The following is a 17059-nucleotide window of genomic DNA, read 5'->3' as shown; positions in this document are numbered from 1 at the left end:
TCGCACCCCGAAACCCTCAAGGAGAATCACCATGACACTCACCGCACCCGCCGGCATCCCTGCTGATCTGCCGGAGAACGCGAATGACACCGCGACGCCCCTGCCCCACGTCGACTTCCTCTACCTCTCCGAAGCCGACATGATCGCTGCGGGCGTGACCGACATGCATCAGTGCGTCGACACGATGGAGGAGATGTTCGCTCTGTTCGCCGCCGGCGACTACCGCATGACCGGTGAGAGCAACGATTCGCACGGCGCGATGATGACGTTCCCCGAGACGTCGCCGTTCCCGAACATGCCCGTGCCCACCGAGGACCGACGGTTCATGGCGATGCCGGCCTACCTCGGCGGCGACTTCCAGACGACCGGCGTCAAGTGGTACGGCTCCAACATCGCCAACCGCGAGAAGGGGCTTCCGCGGTCGATCCTCATGTTCACGCTCAACGACACCGATACCGGGGCGCCGCTCGCCTTCATGTCGGCGAACCTGCTGTCTGCATACCGCACGGGTGCCGTGCCGGGTGTCGGTGCTCGGCACTTCGCTCGCAAGGACTCGCGCGTCGCGGGGATCGCCGGCCCCGGCGTCATGGCGCGCACTGTGCTGCTGGCCTTCATGGACGCGTGCCCGTTGATCGACACGCTGAAGATCAAGGGTCGCGGGGCCGAGAGCCTCACGCGATTCCAGGAGTGGGTGCGCGACGAGTTCCCGACGATCACCACGATCGAGGTCGTCGACACGATCGAGGACGTCGTCCGAGGAAGCGACCTGGTGAGCTTCTGCACCACGGGCACCGGGGCCAGCGGGTCGGAGAACTATCCGACGATCCAGCGAGAGTGGATCAAGCCGGGGGCGTTCTTCGCGATGCCCTCGCTGTGCAACACGGATGACTCGCTCCTGGAGAGCGACATCACCAAGGTCGTCGACGCGTACGGACTGTACGAGACCTGGTACGAGGAGTTCCCGAAGCCCTCGTTCGAGTACATCCCGATGGTCGGGCAGAAGTGGATGGACCTCGTGAAGGCCGGAGAACTCGCGCGCGAGGAACTCGTCGACATCGGCGACGTCGTCTCAGGAAGACGGCCGGGCCGGCAGAGCGACGACGAGATCGTCATCATGTCTGTCGGCGGGATGCCGGTGGAGGACGTCGCCTGGGGCACGAAGGTCTATCGCAACGCGCTCGAGCGCGGCATCGGCCAGAAGCTGAACCTGTGGACCGAGCCGGCACTCGCATGAGCGCGGGGGAGGTCATCCGGATCGTCGACGTCGCGGTGGTGGGCGCCGGCTCCATGGGGTCGATGGCCCTGTGGCACCTCGCGAAGTCGACGGGGCTGTCGGTGCTGGGCATCGAGCAGTACGGCCCCGCGCACGGCCACTCCGCTTTCGCCGGCGAATCGCGTCTGTTCCGCGCGGCCAACAAGGAGGGCGCGCTGTACACGACGGCGGCACTCGAGGCGCGGGCGCTGTGGACCGAGCTCGAACGCGAGTCCGGGCGCCAGCTGCTGCTGAAGACGGGCGTCCTCGCGGTCGCACCGGAGGGACACCCGTTCCTCGAGTCCACGCGCCGATCCATCTCGGACGGGGATCTGCCGCACAGGTTCCTCGACGCCGCGGAACTCCGTCGCGAGTACCCGCAGTTCGCGATCGAGGACGGCGATGCCGGGGTCATGGATGTGCTGGGAGGGGGACTGCGCTCCGAGCTGGCAGTGGCGACCGCGCAGCGGGCCGCGATCCGTCGCGGAGCGGAGATCCTCTACAACACCCCGGTTCTCGACATCGAGGAGAGCGGCGACGGCGTCGCGATCCGGACATCGGCCGGGATGATCCACGCGCAGCGAGTGATCGTCACGACCGGTGCATGGACGACGAGGATCGTGCCGGAGCTGCGCGATCTGGTGAGCGCGATCGCCATTCCGCTCACGTGGTTCATGCCGGAGGACATCACACAATTCGCCCCGGATCGCTTCCCGTGCTGGATGCGGGACATGGACGGCGAGCATGCCTTCGGTGTTCCCTCGCTCGACGGCTACTCGGTCAAGATCGCCCCCACGACCGACATCGAGGTGATCGACGACCCCGCCACGGATCCTCGCGAACTGTCGCGCGAGCAGCTGAGGGAATGCACGGCGATCGCCACCCGGATGTTCCCCGGCATCCTGCCCGAGGTGGTCCGCTCGTCCATCCATCCCGAGTCGACGACGGTCGATCACGTCCCGATCCTCGACGTCTCCGAGTCAGGGCGGATCGTCATCGGCGCCGGGTTCTCGGGAAACGGCTTCAAGTTCTCCCCCGCCTACGGACGCGTGCTGGCGGAGCTCGCCGAGAGCGGGTCCAGTCCGCTGCAACACCCCCTCTTCACGCTCGATCACCATCGTCGCCGCGCCCGAGCACGCGCCGACGACCTGGTGCTCGCCGACGACTACCCGGTCCTCCAGGGCCACTGAGACGAAAGACGAAACCGATGTTGATCACCAGTGTGAAGAGCGGAAGCAAGTTCGAGACCATCGCGAGCTACTCGCGGGCGGTCGCGATCGGCGACTGGATCTTCGTCTCGAACACCGCCGGCATCGATTACGAGACGAGGACCCTCCCCGATACGGCAGCCGAGCAGCTGCGTCTCGCGATCGCCACGGTCGAGCGGGCGCTCGCCGCCGTGGACGCCTCGCTCGCCGACGTCGTACGCATCCAGGTGTTCGTGCCCGACGAGTCGCATGTCGACGAGGCGACGGAGGTGCTCGGCGAAGCGTTCCGCGGCATCGACCCGGCGCTCACCATGACGCGCAGCCCGCTGGCCGGCGAGTACAAGGCCGAGATCGAGGTGACGGCGTATCGCGGAGCCGGGTCGGCACAGCGCGTGCGGATCGATCTGTGAGGGCGCCCGCCTTCCCCTGACCCTCCGCAGTCACGGCATGAGGTCCGGGAGTTCAGGATGCGGCGCCGAAGCGCGCGGCGAGGGATTCGGCGGCCTGCGCCAGGGCCGGCGGACCCACGACGGTGAACGGCGCGTCGAAGCGGGCGATCGAGGCGAGGATGCCGACCCACGACCACGATCCGACGGTCACGCGGCACGACCGGGCGTCGACCGGCTCGACCGTGCCGTCGCGACCGATCCACTGCGCGACCTCGTGGGCGGGGAGCTCGAGAGTGAGCTCGCCGATGCAGGGCCAGCGGTCTTCGGCATCCGATCCCTTCGCCCGCGCGGCGAGGTACGTCTGTGCATCTGCGGCCGGCAGCTCGCGCGGGGTGAAGGTCGGCCCGGTCGGGATGCGCGGGGTCGCCCGGTCGAGGCGGAAGGTGCGCCAGTCGCCGGCGTCGAGATCCCAGGCGAGCAGATACCAGCGGCCCTCGCGCGCGACGACGGCGTGCGGTTCGGTGCGTCGAGCGGGGCGGTCGTGATTCTCCCCGTAGTCGAAGCGCAGCACGCGGCGGTCTCGCGCCGCACCGCTCACGGCCTCGAGCACCGCGGGGTCGACGCGCGTCTCGTTCTCGACGCCCGTGAAGCGGATGCCGTCGACGCGGTGTCGCAGGCGTGACGGCATCACCTGCCGCACGGTGGCGAGAGCCCGGGCGGCGCCCTCGTCGATGTCGATCCCGGTTGCCGGCACGCTCTGCAGCGCGACGGCGATCGCGACCGCCTGCTCGTCGTCGAAGAGCAGGGGCGGCAGCTCGGAACCGGCAGCGAGGCGGTAGCCGCCATCCGGTCCTTTGATTCCGCTGATGCGGTATCCGAGCTCGCGCAGACGGTCGATGTCGCGCCGCACCGTGCGGGGCGTGACGTCGAGGCGGTCGGCGAGCACCAGCCCCGGCCAGTCGCGAGGCGTCTGCAGCAGGGAGAGCAGCGCGAGCATGCGCGAGGAGCTGCCGGTCATGACGTCCATTCTGCGTCACGTAGAGGACCGAAACTGACCTCTTCTGCTGTGAGTGTGGATCTCGACGGCGCACCGCCGCTCACGACGAACGAGGAGTCACCATGTCCATCACCACCACCACTCACCTGAACTTCCGCGGCACGGCCCGTCAGGCGCTCGAGTTCTACGGATCCGTCTTCGGCGGCGACGTGACGCTGGCCACCTACGCCGACTTCGGCATGCCGGCCGGGGTGCCCGGCGCCGACAAGGTCGTGTTCGGTCAGGTCGAGAACCCTGACGGCATCCGTCTCATGGCCTATGACATCCCCGGAGCGGACGAAGACCTCCGTGCGACGTCGGGCACGACCTCACGTCAGAACGGCATGACCATCACCGACCGTCCGTTCTTCCAGTCGCTGCGCGCCGACTCGCTCGACGAGCTCGCCGGGTACTGGAATGCCCTCGCAGAAGGCGCCGCGATCGTCGAGCCGCTCGCGGCATCGTCGTGGTCGCCCGGATTCGGCATGCTGACCGACCGCTTCGGCGTGACCTGGGTGCTCGATGTGCGAGTCGCGTATGCAGGCTGACGCGGAGATCGTTCGCCACGGATGACCGAGCGTCAGTCCCTCTAGGACCGGAGGAGGCCGTTCTCGGGCCTAGCCCTTGCCGCCCTTGCCCGAGTTGCCGTTGTTGCCGTTCCCGTTCCCGTTGTTCCCGTTCCCGTTGTTCCCGTTCCCGTTCCCGTTGTTCCCGTTCCCGTTGTTGCCGGAGTTCCCGTTGTTGCCGGAGTTCCCGTTGTTCCCGTTCCCGTTCCCGTTGTTCCCGTTCCCGTTGTTCCCGGAGTCTCCTGCATCGGAGACGACCTCGACGGGAGCCGCGGGCACCTCCGCGGGGGGAGTGTCGACGGCTGCCGCAGGCGCGGCCGGGGTGCGGACGACCGACTCGGCCGCGGTGCGCGAGAGCACGACGGCCGAGGGTGCGGTGAAGGCCGCCAGCCCGACGGCGAGCGCTCCGGTCGCCACCAGTCCCGCGGCGCCGACGATCACGCGGTTGCGCTGACGAGCACGCGGGCGTGTCCGATCGCGGACGCGCAGAGAGGGGCTGTCGCTCGCCGGAAGCGCGGTGGTCACTGCGGTCGGCACGGCCTGCGGCTCGTCCGGCGACTCGACCTGTGGCACCGGCGCATCCGGCGACACCGCCGCCACGTCCGCGGTGTCCGAGAATGCGACGACGGGGTCCGCCGCGGTCGTCGGGTCCGCTGCCGGGTCGGGCCCGGCCGCCGCGACGATGGATGCTGCGGCCGCCGCCACGGCCGAGCCACCGACGTCTGCGGCGTAGTCGCGCAGCAGGCGACGGGCGGTTCGTGCCACCTCGACGGCTGTCGGCCGCTCTTCGGGCTCGAGACGCGTCATGCGGGTGAGCAGATCGCGCCACTCGTCGGGGACGGTCTCGGAGATCGTCGGCGGATGCATGAGCCTCGCGATCGCCGCCGCCCGCCCGGAGGCGAGAGAGGAGTATCCGGGCTCTCCGCTCAGAGCCTCGATCGCGACGAGTCCCAGCGCGAAGATGTCGACCGGCGTGCCGGGGTCGGCGTCGCGCAGCTGCTCGGGCGCCATATAGGTGAGGGTGCCCAGCACGATTCCCGGGGTCGTGAGTCGGGTGTTCTCGATCGAGCAGGCGATGCCGAAGTCCGCGAGCTTCGCCGCGTCGGGTCGACCGGTGCGGCCCTGGGCCAGCAGCACGTTCGACGGTTTGACGTCGCGGTGCACGATGCCGGCGGCATGCACGGCGGTGAGTCCTTCGGCGAGGTCGCGCACGATACGCGCGACATCGCGCGGGGGCAGCGGGCCGGCGGCCATGCGCGCGGCGAGGGTCGGGCCGTCGACGAACTCCATCACCAGATACTGCGGTCGTCCCGGCGTGAGTTGGGCGTCGTACAGCGTGACGAGCGACGCGTGGCTCAGCGAGGCGAGCAGAGCCTTCTCGGTGTGCGCACGCTCGATCGACTCCACTGGGCCGTTGCCCTGGTGGATCATCTTGATCGCGACAGTGCGCCCGAGATGGGAGTCCTCGGCGCGGTAGACGGTCGCCATGCCGCCTTGCCCCACGCGGTCGTGCAGCACATATCGTCCGTCGAGCAGTGCCGCGGTCGGCGACATCACTTCCAGCGTCATCAGTTGCTCCTCGCAGGTGCATCCGGGTCATGCACCCGACGACAGTAACCGGGCCACGACGCGCGCGTCATAGGGGTTGACGTGCGGCCGAAATGGTGGGTGTATTCAGACGGATGGAGCACGGAGTGGTCGGACGAGCGCGAAGGATGCTGTCAAGGCCCTCTCCTGGTGTCGACGGTCCGGGATACAAAAGGATGCAGATCGAAAGGACGAGTCATGGCCGTAGGCGATATCGAGACGTTCCAGCGAGACGGCATCTGGTTCAACCGCATCATCGGCGAGTCCCGCACCCTGGGCTCCGGTTTCGAGACCGAAGACGAGGCGGTCCGGGTGGGTCGCGGCGCGGCGACCGCGCGTCAGGTTCTGCACACCGTGCGCGTCGAAGAGGGTCCTTCCGGCACGGGCAACCTCTACGACTGGCACCCGCGCGATCTCATGAACTGAGCGCCGTGCCGCGCGACGACCGACACGGGCCGATGCTGGTGCAGGCGTGCCTCAACGGCGCGCGATCTGCCGAGCAGCATCCTGCCCTCACTGCAGATGCGACACTCGCCGGTGCCGACGCGGCGCGTGCCGTGGCGATGGGAGCAGGTGAGATCCATGTGCACCCGAAGGATGCGCACGGGGTCGACAGCCTGCGGGCCGCAGACGTCGAGCGATGGCTACGCGCGCTGCGAGCGGCCTGCCCTGAAGTGCCGATCGGGGTGACGACCGGCGCCTGGATCGAGCCTGACGTCGAGCGCCGTGTCCGAGCGATCCGCGAGTGGACCGCTCTGCCCGACGTCGTCTCCGTGAACTGGCACGAAGCAGGGGCCGACCAGGTCGCGGCGCAGCTGGTCGCGCGCGGCGTGCGCGTCGAGGCGGGCATCTGGGATGCCACCGGGCTCGATGCATGGCAGCGTTCACCCGTGCGCAGCGAGACATGGCGAGTGCTCGTCGAACTGCCCGATGAGGCAGCCGACGCGGTGGCGCCGCACGCCGAAGGACTGATCGCACACGTGCGTCTCGCCGATCCCGACGTGCCGATCCTGCTGCACGGCGAGCAGCGGTCGGCGTGGCCCGCGTTCTCTCTGGCTGTCGAGCTCGGCCTCGACTCGCGCATCGGGCTCGAAGACACACTGGTGCTGCCGGACGGACGCACGGCCCCTGACAACGCCGCGCTGGTGCGCGCCGCCGTCGCATCCGCGCACACCGGACCCACCGCCTGACCCGGTCGTCACCCGCCGTCACGTGACTCGCGACCGATGCATCGCTTCCTTAGTGTGGAAGCTCCCGTTGTGAAGGAGTACGCGTGTCCGAGACTCAGACCGCTCGCACCCCTGGTGCCGCTCGATGTCGGCTCGTGCGCTGAGCGACGCACGCCATGACCGACCACCGCGCGCACACCGACCCGCATCCGTTCGACTCCCGCACGAGGATCGATCTCGACCGGCCCGAGAGCCGCAAGTGGAGTCTGCACCCCGGACACATCGGCGCCTGGGTCGCCGAGATGGATTTCGGTGTCGCTCCGGTGATCGCGGATGCCATGCACCGCGCGATCGACGAGGAGAACCTCGGATATCTGTCGCCGCCGCTGGCCGCCCGGCTCGGCGAGGCGACTGCCGCGTGGATGCAGCGCGAGTACGCCTGGGAGGTCGACCCCGAGCGAGTGCATCCGGTGTCTGACGTCATGGCCGCGCTGCGCGTCGCGGTCGAGGAGTATGCGCCCCTCGGGTCGCCGGTCATCGTGCCGACTCCCGCGTATATGCCGTTTCTGACATATCTGCCGACCATCGGGCATCCGGTGATCGAGGTGCCCGGCGTCGAGGTCGACGGACGCTGGCATCACGACCTGCAGCGCATCGACGAGGCCTTCGCCGCGGGTGCCCGCACCCTGGTGCTGTGCAACCCGCACAACCCGACCGGCACCGTGGTCGAGCGCTCGGAGTTGGAAGCCCTCGCCGAGATCGTCGAACGTCACGGCGGTCGCGTCTTCGCCGACGAGATCCACGCGCCGCTGCGGTACGACGGTCGGCCGTTCATCCCCTACGCCGCGATCTCGGAGGCGACGGCCGCGCACACCGTCACGGGCACGAGTGCGTCGAAGGCGTGGAACATCCCCGGGCTCAAGACCGCGCAGCTGATCACGTCGAACGACGCCGACCAGGCTCTCTACCGCCGATTCGGGTTCTCGGTGCAGCACGGTGCCGCCACACTGGGCGTCGTCGCATCGACCGCGGCCTATCGCGAGGGGAAGCCGTGGCTCGACGGGGTGCTGGGGTATCTCTCGGAGTCGCGGCACCTCGTCGGTGACCTCGTCGCCGAGCACCTCCCCGGCGCGGTGTATCGCGAGCCGGAGGCGACCTACATCGGCTGGATCGACACGTCCGCGCTCGAGATCCCGGGCCCTCCGGCCGCGTTCTTCCGCGAGCGGGCAGGCGTCGTGCTGACCGAGGGAGCGCTGCTCGGTCGAGGCTACGAGAACTTCGTGCGGGTGGTGTTCGCCACGCCTCGGCCCATCCTCGCCCAGGCGTTCGCGGCCATGGGGGATGCCGTCCGGTCGCGCTGACGCGTATCCGTCGAACCCGTCGCGCCCTGCGGGGCCACTTGCGCAGCTTCCGGCGGATGCGGGGCCACTTCTGCAGCTTCCGGCGGATGCGGGGCCACTTGCGCATCCGAAATGCCGACTTGCGGTGCGCAACTGACCCCGCTCGCGTCGGCTCGGGGCCGCATCCGCTCGTCCGCGCAGCGATCGGGAGAGACAATCGTGCCCTGCAGCCTGTAGATTAAATATAACTATTGGCTGACACGAACGGATCGGCGTGCTCTACAAGCGGGTGTACGAAGCGTTGCGCGAGTCGATCTCGCAGGGGGAGTACGCGGTCGGTGACCGACTGCCTTCCGAGGCCGAGCTCTCCAGCCGGTTCGACGTGAGCCCGATCACGGTGAAGCGAGCCCTCGAGCTGCTGCGCGGCGATGGCATGATCATGCGCCGCCCCCGCATCGGCACGGTGGTCACGAGCGCGACCCCGACGGCGACGCCGCAGGCGCCCGCTCGGACACAGAACGATGCGGACCGCGTGCCGTCGCTCATCGGGTGTGTCATCACCAGCTTCGACGACACGTTCGGCAACAAGGTGATCGAGGGGATCCTCGCCGCGACGGGGGCCGACGCGCACGTCGTGTTCAAGCGCTCGGGCGGCGACCTCGCGGAGGAGGACGCCTGCATCCGCGCGCTCGTCGGTGCGGGAGTCGAGGGGCTGATCCTGCTCCCCAGCTCGTCGGAGTACATCCCTCCGGCCGCCCTGGAACTGGTTGCGAAGAAGTTCCCCGTCGTCATCCTCGACCGGCTGTTCGACGGCATCCCTGTGTCGGCGGTGTGCTCCGACAACCTTTCCGGGGGGCGCGCCGCCACCGAGCACCTGCTCGACCTCGGTCACAAGACCATCGGATTCGTGAGCTCGACCAGCCACGTCTCGTCCAGCGACGATCGGCGCAACGGCTACATCCACGCGCACGCCTCGAACCACTTGCCGCTCGAGAACAGTGCCGAGCTGCGCACGATCGGATCGACCGTGCCCGGAAGCGCCGACACCGTCGAGCAGGACATCGCGCGGCTGGTGGAGTTCGTCGAGCAGCATCCGGACATCACAGGATACGTGGCGGCGGAGTACAACATCGCCCTGATGCTGCGGGAGGCCTGCCATCGGATCGGTCTCGAGGTGCCGACCGACATCTCGATCGTCTGCTTCGACCACCCCGACGCGACGTTCGACACCCGGCTGTTCCGTTACACGCACATCCGTCAGGAACAGCGCACGCTGGGCGAGAAGGCCGTCGAGTCGGTGCGGCGCCAGATCATCGCGCCGAGCGAGATCGAGAAGGTCGTGCTGCCCACCGAGCTCGTGATCGGTGCGTCGTCGGCAGCTCCGCGCGCCTGACCCCGGCGGGTCCGCACGCCGCCCACCCCAGCGCAGAGATCCGCCCGCGGGCCGAAGCCCACGGGCGGATCTCTGAGCAGATGGCGGTACGGATGCCGTCAGCGGCCCGCGCGCACCGGCGCCTCCGCTCCCGCACCGACGCCCGCGGCGACCCCGGTGTCGCGGGCTTCGAGTCGCGCCCGCTGCTCGACGGCGAAGATGGCGCTGACCATCGTGGAGTAGGGGATCCACTCGACCGGCGGCTGCGACCAGTCGTTGCCCGGCCGCAGGTGCCCGTCGATGAGGCCGTTCTGCCACAGAGCATCGGTGCCTGCACGCAGGAACCGCTCGAGCTCGTCCCTCTCGTCGGCATACGACTCCCGCCCTGCGAGCACCGCGAGCAGCTCGCCGAGGTAGCGGTAGAAGACGCCCTTGAAGAGGCCTTCGTCGCCGCCGTCTCCCTCGTCGGGGAAGACCGTTCCGTCGCTGAGCTCGCGCACGGCGGTGGTCGCCGTCTGCACGGCGCGCTGCAGATAGGCCTCATCGCCGGTCGCTCCGTACAGCTCGACCGCGGCTCCGACGTACAGCCCCTGGTTGTAGGTGAAGCGCCACTGCGTGTCGACCGCACCGTCACCCTCCCGGTTGATGCCGTCTTCGACGAAGCCGTCGTCGCCGACGAGGTTCGCGGTGAGCCAGTCGAACGCCCGCCGCGCATACGCCAGGTAGTCGCGGGACGCGTCGAGGCGACTCAGCCTCACCCCGAGGATCACGAGCGGACCGTTCGCGGGAGTGTTCTTGTACGCGAGCTGTTGCTTGCGCCAGGCCAGGCTCCACCCGAGCGTCTCGTTCCATCCTTCGGCGATGACGTGGTCCCAGATGGCGATCGCCTCATCGAGGTACTGCTGCTCGTCGGTCGCGCGGTGCACCCTCTCGAGCGCGAGGGCGAACCACAGCATGTCGTCGAAGTAGTCGTTGAAGAGCTCACCCCCGTTGCGTTCGACGATGTTGTCGCGGGCGGCGATCGCCTGCTCGATCCACGTGGAGTCCCCGGTGCGCACCCAGGCATCCACCCGGGCGTCGATCACATGGGCCAACCACCAGTAGTTGAACACCTCGGTGTTGCCGCGGTCGTGCGGGTGGCTGTTGGCGAGGAACTGGATGCCGGAGGCACCGAAGAAGTGGTCGAGGCTCTGCTGCGCGGTGTCGGCACGGGCCGACCAGATCTGCGGGGACGTGCTGGTCATATGTTCTTTTCCTGGGTCGGTGAGTCGGTCGGTGAGTCGGTCAGTCATCCCGTTCGAATCGCGCACTGTGCAGTTTCCGGGCCGGGATTTCTGCACAGTGCGCGATTCGAAAGAGGGGGAGGGACGGAGGAAGCGCGGGTCAGCGGTTCTGCGCCAGCAGCTGGTCGCCCTGCTCCTGGGCATCCTTCAGGGCCTGCTCGGCCGAGATCTCGCCCGACAGGAATCGCTCGAGCGCGGGCACGAGCGCCTTGCCCTCGACGTCAGAGAAGCCCTGCACGTTGGGGCGCGTCTGCGCGTAGTTCATCGTCTCGATGAAGGCGGCGTAGTGCTCGTCCTCGGTGAAGTACGGGTCGTTGGCTGCCTCGATGTTGGCGGGGATCCAGCCCGAGATCTCACCGAACGCGACACCGTTCTCGGCCTCGGTCGTCCACCACTTCATGAACTCCCAGGCGCCTTCGGCGTTCTTCGCGCCCTCGGGGATGACGAGTCCGAAGCCGCCCATGTACGCGCCCTGGTCGCCGTTCGGGCCGGCCGGCGGCTGCACGACGCCGTACTCGAGGCCGTCGACCTGGTCGAGGGTCGACAGCGCCCACGGTCCGTCGAGCTTCATGGCCGTGCGGCTCTCGGCGAACGAGTCGCCGGTGTCGCCGAAGCCCTGCTCGTAGACGCCCGCGTCCAGCAGGCTCTGCCAGAAGTTCAGCACCTCGAGGCCCTCGGGGCTGTTGAACGCCGTCTTGGTCTCGTCGTCGTTGAGCAGCTGGCCGCCCGCCTGCGCGAGGTACATGTTGAACAGCCCGGGGTCGCTGAGGTCGAGGCCCGCCTGCGTCAGCTTGCCGCCCTCCTTCACTGTGAGGGCCTCGGCCGCCGTCTTCAGCTCGTCCCAGTTCGTGGGCGCGGTGACTCCGGCATCCGTCAGCAGCGTCTGGTTGAACAGCAACGACCGGTTGTCGACCAGCAGCGGCAGGCCGTAGAGCTCGCCGTCGACCTCCATCTCACCGAGCGCGGGCTGGTAGAAGATGCTCGTGTCGACGGCATCCTCTTCGATGAACTCGTCGATCGGGGCGAGTGCTCCCTTGGGGGCGTAGAGCGAGGTCTGATAGCGGTCCCACAGCACGACGTCGGGCACCTGACCGCCGGCGAGCGAGGTCAGCAGCTTCTCCTCGACCAGCTCCTGCGGCACGTACGAGACCTCGTAGTCGTCCTGCGACTCGTTGAATCGCTCGGCCTGGGCCTCGAGCTGGTCGACCTGGTCGCCCGACCACGACCCCCACATGACGACGGGTTCGGGACCGTCTCCGGCGCCGCCCGCGTCGCCGCCGGACGCGCAGCCCGCGACAGTGACGACGAGGGATGCCGTGGCGAACACGGTCAGGACTCTCAGGTGCTTCTTCATCGAAATCTCCTTGGTGGTGGGTGTGATGCAGAGGGGAAAGAGCAGGGGGGTCACTTCGAGCCGACGTGCGCGACGCCCTCGATGATGTAGCGCTGCGCGAAGAGGAACACGAGCAGCACGGGCAGGCTGGCGATCACGGTGCCGGCCATGAGGGGGCCGTAGGCGGTCTCGTAGTTGTTGACGAACGAGGCGAGGCCGACCTGGACGGTCATCATGTCCTGGCTGTTGAGCACGATGAGCGGCCACAGGAAGTTGTTCCAGCCGGCCTGGAAGCTGATGATGCCGAGCACCGCGAGTCCGGCCTTCGCGAGCGGGAAGTAGATGATCGCGAAGATGCGGAACTCGCTCGCGCCGTCGATGCGGGCGGCTTCACCGAGTTCGTCGGGCAGGGTCTCGAAGAACTGCTTCATGAAGAAGACCGCGAAGGCTCCGGCGGCACCGGGGATGATGACGGCCCAGTACGTGTTGATCAGACCGAGTCCGCCCTGGCCGAAGACGTCGTTGCCCCCCGCGAACGGGATGGAGCGCAGGATCAGGAACGACGGGATCATGGTGATGATGCCGGGGATCATGAGCGACGAGAGGAAGACCGCGAAGACCGCCGCGCGTCCCTTGAACTGCAGCTTGGCGAGGGCGTAGCCGCCGAGGGCGCCGAAGAAGATGTTCGTCGCAGCGCCGCCGATGCCGAGCACGAGCGAGTTCACGAAATAGCGACCGAACGGCACCTCCTCGAACACCTGCAGGTAATTGTCGAGCGTGGGGTTCGCCGGGATGAGGTTGAGCGCGCCCGAGAGGATCTCCGTGGCGGGCTTGAGCGAGGTCGAGATCGTCCACACGAGAGGGGCGACGGTGACGACGCTGATCAGGATGACGCCGATGTACCAGCCGAGTGTGGCGAGACGCTTGCGCGTCGTCGGGCGGCGGCGCGAGGGCAGGGGCGGCGCGACGGGCGTGCCGGCGGCCAGAGCGGTCTCGATGGCACGGCCACCGCTGAGCGTGTTCGTCATCAGACGCCCTTCCGGTTGTTGAGCTTCGCGTTCAGCAGCGAGAACACGAGGATGATCAGGAAGAGCACGAAAGACAGGGCCGAGGCGTATCCCATCTCGAGCGCGCCGAACCCCTTGTTGTAGATGTAATAGACCATCGTCACGGTCGAGTTGCCGGGCCCGCCCTTGGTCAGCACGTAGGCCTGGTCGAAGACCTGGAAGGCGCCGATGATGAGCAGGGTCGACACGAGGAACGTCGTGCGGGTCAGCGACGGCAGCGTGACGTAGCGGAACTGCTGCCATGCGTTCGCGCCGTCGAGACGTGCGGCTTCGTACAGCTCGCCGGGCACGCCCTGCAGACCGCCGAGGAAGATGATCATGTTGGCGCCGAACCCGGCCCACACGCTCATCATGACGATCGCGATCATCGCCCACTGCGACTCGTAGAGCCAGGCCGGCCCGTCGATCCCGAACCAGCTGAGCGCCACGTTGAGCAGGCCGTTCTGCGGGTTCAGCATCCAGAACCAGATCGTCGCGGTGGCGACGGTCGAGGCGACGACCGGAATGTAGAAGAGCGTGCGGAACAGGCGCACGGCGCGGTGGCGGCGGTTGAGCAGCAGCGCGGTGCCGAGGGCGACCACCAGACCGGCGGGCACGTAGAGCAGCGTGTAGTAGGCGGTGTTGCGGAGGGCGATCCAGAAGAACGGGTCGACCGCGATGTCGAGATAGTTCTGGATGCCGAGCCACTCGAAGTCGCCGACGATCGCGTAGTCGGTGAGGCTCAGCACGAGCGCGATGACGATCGGCAGCGCCATGAAGACGACGAAGAGCACACCGGGCACGAGCAGGAACAGCCACGCGTTCCACGTCATCTGCTTCGCGCTGGGGTTGCGTGTCTTGCGAGCGGTGCGAGGGGCGGATGCCGGGGGCCGGTGGTCCTGCTCGGATGCCGGTTGCTCGGTGATCGTGGCGCTCATGCCGGTCGCGCCTCGGTCAGGGGCTGGTGGCGCTCGGGGCTCCGCTCGACCGTGCGGAGCCCTGTCATGTCCAGCACCAGCTCGCAGAACATCGCGTTCGCCCACGAGAACCACTCCCGCGTGAACACCGACGGATCGGTGACGAGGAACGACTCGTGCATGAGGCCGGTGCCGGCATCCGTCTCGAGAAGCAGCCGCAGGATGCGCTCCTTCTCGGCTCGGTCGTCGGTGGTGAGGGCTTCGATGCAGAGACCGATCGGCCAGACGTGGTCGACGGGGGTGTGCGGGCTGCCGAGTCCGCTCGAGTCAGTGCCCGAGGGGAGGGAGCCGGTGAAGAACGTGGGGTTGGCGGAGCTCAGGATGAAGGCGCGGGTCGCGAGGTAGAGCGGGTCGTCGGTCGCGCACCATCCGATCAGCGGCAGCGAGAGCAGGCTCGGCACGTTCGCGTCGTCGAGAAGAAGGATGCCGCCACGGCCGTCGACCTCGTAGGCGTAGATGTCGTCGCCGGAGGGGGCGATGACGACCGTGTGCTCGGCGATGCCCCGCTCGATGTCGGCTTGCAGGTCGCGGGCGCTCGCCGCGAGCTCGGGGTCGTTCAGCACCTCGGTCGCGATGGTGTCGATGTGCCCCAGCTCGACCGCCGCGAACATGTTGCCCGGCACGTTGTAGCCGTACTCGCACGCGTCGTCACTCGGGCGGAACGCCGACCAGGTGAGGCCCGTCGGTGCCGTCTCGCTGCCTCGGCCCCCTCGCACAAGCGTGTCGGTCGAGGGGCAGTCGAAGCGCTCGAAGCGGTAGGTCGACCGGGCTTCGTGGTCCTGTTCGGTGCGCCACAGCTCGATGATCGTGCGAGCGGCGCGGGCGAACGAGTCGCCGAGATGGTCGGTGCGACCCGTCGTCGCCCACAGGTCATGCGCCAGCTGCACCGGGTAGCAGAGGGAGTCGACCTCGTACTTGCGTTCCCAGATCCACGGCGACTGGTCGGTGAGGTCGCTCTGGTGTCCGCTGCCGTCGGGCTCGGCGTTGAAGGCGTTGGCATACGGATCGAGCAGCACGTACTCGATCTGCCGACGCGAGACCGCGGCGATCATGTCGCTGATCGTCTCGTCTTCCGCCGCGAAGTGCAGGTAGGGACCGAGCTGAGCGGTCGAGTCCCGCAACCACATCGCGGGGATGTCGCCCGTCAGCATGAACAGGGTGCCGTCGGGCATCTCCCGCAACGTCGTGCCGAGGGTGTTCTCGAAGCAGCGCTCGAACATCGCCGCTGTCGCCTCGTCCGTCCGCGCTCTCACACGCTGTGCGACGGAGTGGATGAAGTCCGAATGGGTCTGAGCCACGATGCTCCTCGGTGAACCTGAGGTCGCCCCGCTCTGGGCGACATCGCCGAGTGTAGTCCGAAATCCAGATTAAATCTATTTATATGTTTAGTTATGCAAGAAGTCGGCTGAGTCGTGCGATTGGGCGGCCTCCTGCCCGGCAATAAGTATATGTAATGATCCGGTGATGGGCGCTGCGGCTGCTCGTCGGGGCTCGAGCCGAGCCCTGTCGCCGAGGCGCCGGCCCGCGACACGGCCGACCGCCGTTCACCGCACCGCGCGCATCCTGTGCCAGCGTGTGAATCATGACTGCCGACAGCGCCGCTCGCGCGGCGACGCCGCCCGCACGCCTTCTTCCGTTCCTCCTCGGGGTCGGCGGCGGCGTTCTCGGACTTCTGCCGTGGATCCTCGGCGGCGCTCGTCTGCCGCTGCAGAACCTCTGGGTCGTTGCGACGATGCCCGACGAGATGCCCCTCGTCCTGTTGCCGGTCAGTCAGTACTACGTCATCGTGCTCTTCTCGATCGTGCTGCTCGGTGGAATCTTCGCCGGTCTCGCGGTGCGCATCCTGTCGCGTCGTCGCGCGCTCGCGGTGTGGCCTGCCGGGCTCGGCGTGCTGGCGGTGCACGCGGTGGCGATCGTCGAGAGCTTCGGCATGGCGGCGAGCGGCCTCGCCCTCACCTCCGACGCCCGCGCCGTCATCTACATCGTCGGGCTGCTCGGCGGGGCGATCGCCGCGACCCTGTTGGCCCAGCTCGCGTTCTGGATGACATCGCACCGATCCGCGGGCATCGCCGCGTTCGGCGTCGCGCTCGCCGCGGTGCCGCTCGGCGAGTGGGTGGCGCGCTGGTTCCTAGCCGTCACCGGCGAGGTCTTCCCGCCGGTGTTCCTTCCCGCTGTGGTGCAGTGGGTGCCGGCGATCGTGGTCGGTCTGGCGCTCGCATGGTGCGGCATCCGCCCGGCGTGGCGACTCCTCGTCTGGGTTGTGTCGCTGCTCGCGCTGTGGGCGCTGCCGGCCGCGTTCATGTCGATTCAGTACGCACTCGGGTATCGCCTGATTCTCGGCGACTTCGCCGAGATGATCGCCGCGGGGGTGGGTATCTTTCCCGCTCTGCTCAATGAAGACGGCATAATGCCGGTGATCGCGGCGCTGGTCATCGCGGTCGTCGGCACGGTCGTGCGGATGCTGGTGAGGCGCACGCGCGACTGACTGCCGGCCGGGATCG

16 protein-coding genes are annotated in these 17059 nt (G+C 68.2%); 9 read left to right on the top strand and 7 right to left on the bottom strand.

What is annotated here, in order from left to right; genetic code table 11:
• Positions 1-31 precede the first annotated feature (31 nt).
• From AB0N61_RS15980 to AB0N61_RS15970, 3 genes are read left to right on the top strand one after another with little or no spacing between them, the layout of a single operon-like run.
• Positions 32-1234: a tyramine oxidase subunit B gene (locus AB0N61_RS15980; RefSeq protein ID WP_363365336.1), complete on the top strand. Its 1203-nt coding sequence runs from the start codon at positions 32-34 to the stop codon at positions 1232-1234.
• The gene (solA, locus tag AB0N61_RS15975; protein WP_363365335.1) at positions 1231-2442 is read left to right on the top strand and encodes an N-methyl-L-tryptophan oxidase; all 1212 of its coding nucleotides are present in this window, start codon (positions 1231-1233) and stop codon (positions 2440-2442) included. The genes AB0N61_RS15980 and solA overlap by 4 nt, the downstream gene beginning before the upstream one ends.
• 17 nt (positions 2443-2459) lie before the next feature.
• Entirely contained in the window at positions 2460-2870 is a 411-nt protein-coding gene (locus tag AB0N61_RS15970; RefSeq protein ID WP_167947236.1) for a RidA family protein, read from the top strand.
• Positions 2871-2922: 52 nt separating this feature from the next.
• Here AB0N61_RS15970 and AB0N61_RS15965 read toward each other — a convergent pair whose 3' ends face one another.
• Positions 2923-3867 carry a WYL domain-containing protein gene (locus AB0N61_RS15965; protein ID WP_363365334.1) on the bottom strand — a complete coding sequence of 315 codons (945 nt, stop codon included), beginning with the start codon at positions 3865-3867 and terminating at the stop codon, positions 2923-2925.
• 101 nt (positions 3868-3968) lie between these two features.
• Here AB0N61_RS15965 and AB0N61_RS15960 point away from each other — a divergent pair, with 101 nt between their 5' ends.
• Complete coding sequence (locus AB0N61_RS15960) at positions 3969-4433, top strand: VOC family protein (protein ID WP_363365332.1); 465 nt, start codon at positions 3969-3971, stop codon at positions 4431-4433.
• A 69-nt stretch (positions 4434-4502) separates the two neighbouring features.
• Here AB0N61_RS15960 and AB0N61_RS15955 read toward each other — a convergent pair whose 3' ends face one another.
• On the bottom strand, positions 4503-6020 hold the full coding sequence (locus AB0N61_RS15955; protein ID WP_363365331.1) for a protein kinase: 1518 nt from the start codon (positions 6018-6020) through the stop codon (positions 4503-4505).
• Positions 6021-6236: 216 nt separating this feature from the next.
• On the opposite strand from AB0N61_RS15955, the gene AB0N61_RS15950 reads away from it, so the two are divergent.
• The 4 genes from AB0N61_RS15950 to AB0N61_RS15935 all read left to right on the top strand — a co-directional run bounded on the left by AB0N61_RS15950 (position 6237) and on the right by AB0N61_RS15935 (position 9940).
• Positions 6237-6464: a hypothetical protein gene (locus tag AB0N61_RS15950; RefSeq protein WP_167947230.1), complete on the top strand. Its 228-nt coding sequence runs from the start codon at positions 6237-6239 to the stop codon at positions 6462-6464.
• Between the two features lie 5 nt (positions 6465-6469).
• On the top strand, positions 6470-7228 hold the full coding sequence (locus AB0N61_RS15945) for a 3-keto-5-aminohexanoate cleavage protein (protein ID WP_363365330.1): 759 nt from the start codon (positions 6470-6472) through the stop codon (positions 7226-7228).
• 155 nt (positions 7229-7383) lie between these two features.
• Entirely contained in the window at positions 7384-8568 is a 1185-nt protein-coding gene (locus tag AB0N61_RS15940; protein WP_363365329.1) for an aminotransferase class I/II-fold pyridoxal phosphate-dependent enzyme, read from the top strand.
• 253 nt (positions 8569-8821) lie between these two features.
• On the top strand, positions 8822-9940 hold the full coding sequence (locus AB0N61_RS15935; protein ID WP_363365328.1) for a GntR family transcriptional regulator: 1119 nt from the start codon (positions 8822-8824) through the stop codon (positions 9938-9940).
• A gap of 98 nt (positions 9941-10038) precedes the next feature.
• On the opposite strand, the gene AB0N61_RS15930 is transcribed toward AB0N61_RS15935, so the two are convergent.
• From AB0N61_RS15930 to AB0N61_RS15910, 5 genes are all read right to left on the bottom strand, one after another.
• Positions 10039-11163 carry a glycoside hydrolase family 76 protein gene (locus AB0N61_RS15930; RefSeq protein WP_363365327.1) on the bottom strand — a complete coding sequence of 375 codons (1125 nt, stop codon included), beginning with the start codon at positions 11161-11163 and terminating at the stop codon, positions 10039-10041.
• A gap of 139 nt (positions 11164-11302) precedes the next feature.
• Entirely contained in the window at positions 11303-12556 is a 1254-nt protein-coding gene (locus AB0N61_RS15925; RefSeq protein ID WP_363365326.1) for an ABC transporter substrate-binding protein, read from the bottom strand.
• A 50-nt stretch (positions 12557-12606) separates the two neighbouring features.
• Positions 12607-13563 carry a carbohydrate ABC transporter permease gene (locus tag AB0N61_RS15920; RefSeq protein WP_363365325.1) on the bottom strand — a complete coding sequence of 319 codons (957 nt, stop codon included), beginning with the start codon at positions 13561-13563 and terminating at the stop codon, positions 12607-12609.
• Positions 13563-14519, bottom strand: coding sequence for a sugar ABC transporter permease (locus AB0N61_RS15915; RefSeq protein WP_363365324.1), 957 nt, complete (start codon positions 14517-14519; stop codon positions 13563-13565). Before AB0N61_RS15915 ends, AB0N61_RS15920 begins: the two co-directional genes overlap by 1 nt.
• Entirely contained in the window at positions 14516-15856 is a 1341-nt protein-coding gene (locus AB0N61_RS15910) for a glycoside hydrolase family 125 protein (RefSeq protein ID WP_363365323.1), read from the bottom strand. The genes AB0N61_RS15915 and AB0N61_RS15910 overlap by 4 nt, the downstream gene beginning before the upstream one ends.
• 284 nt (positions 15857-16140) lie before the next feature.
• Between AB0N61_RS15910 and AB0N61_RS15905 the strand changes: the two genes are divergently transcribed.
• Positions 16141-17043 (top strand): hypothetical protein, encoded by a 903-nt coding sequence (locus AB0N61_RS15905; RefSeq protein WP_363365321.1) that lies wholly within the window; start codon positions 16141-16143, stop codon positions 17041-17043.
• The last annotated feature ends 16 nt before the right edge of the window (positions 17044-17059 follow it).

It is taken from the genome of Microbacterium sp. NPDC089320, assembly GCF_040684875.1.
Lineage (GTDB): Bacteria > Actinomycetota > Actinomycetes > Actinomycetales > Microbacteriaceae > Microbacterium.
Note: the sequence above shows the minus strand (reverse complement) of the source record. Positions and strands in the feature narration are given on the sequence as shown.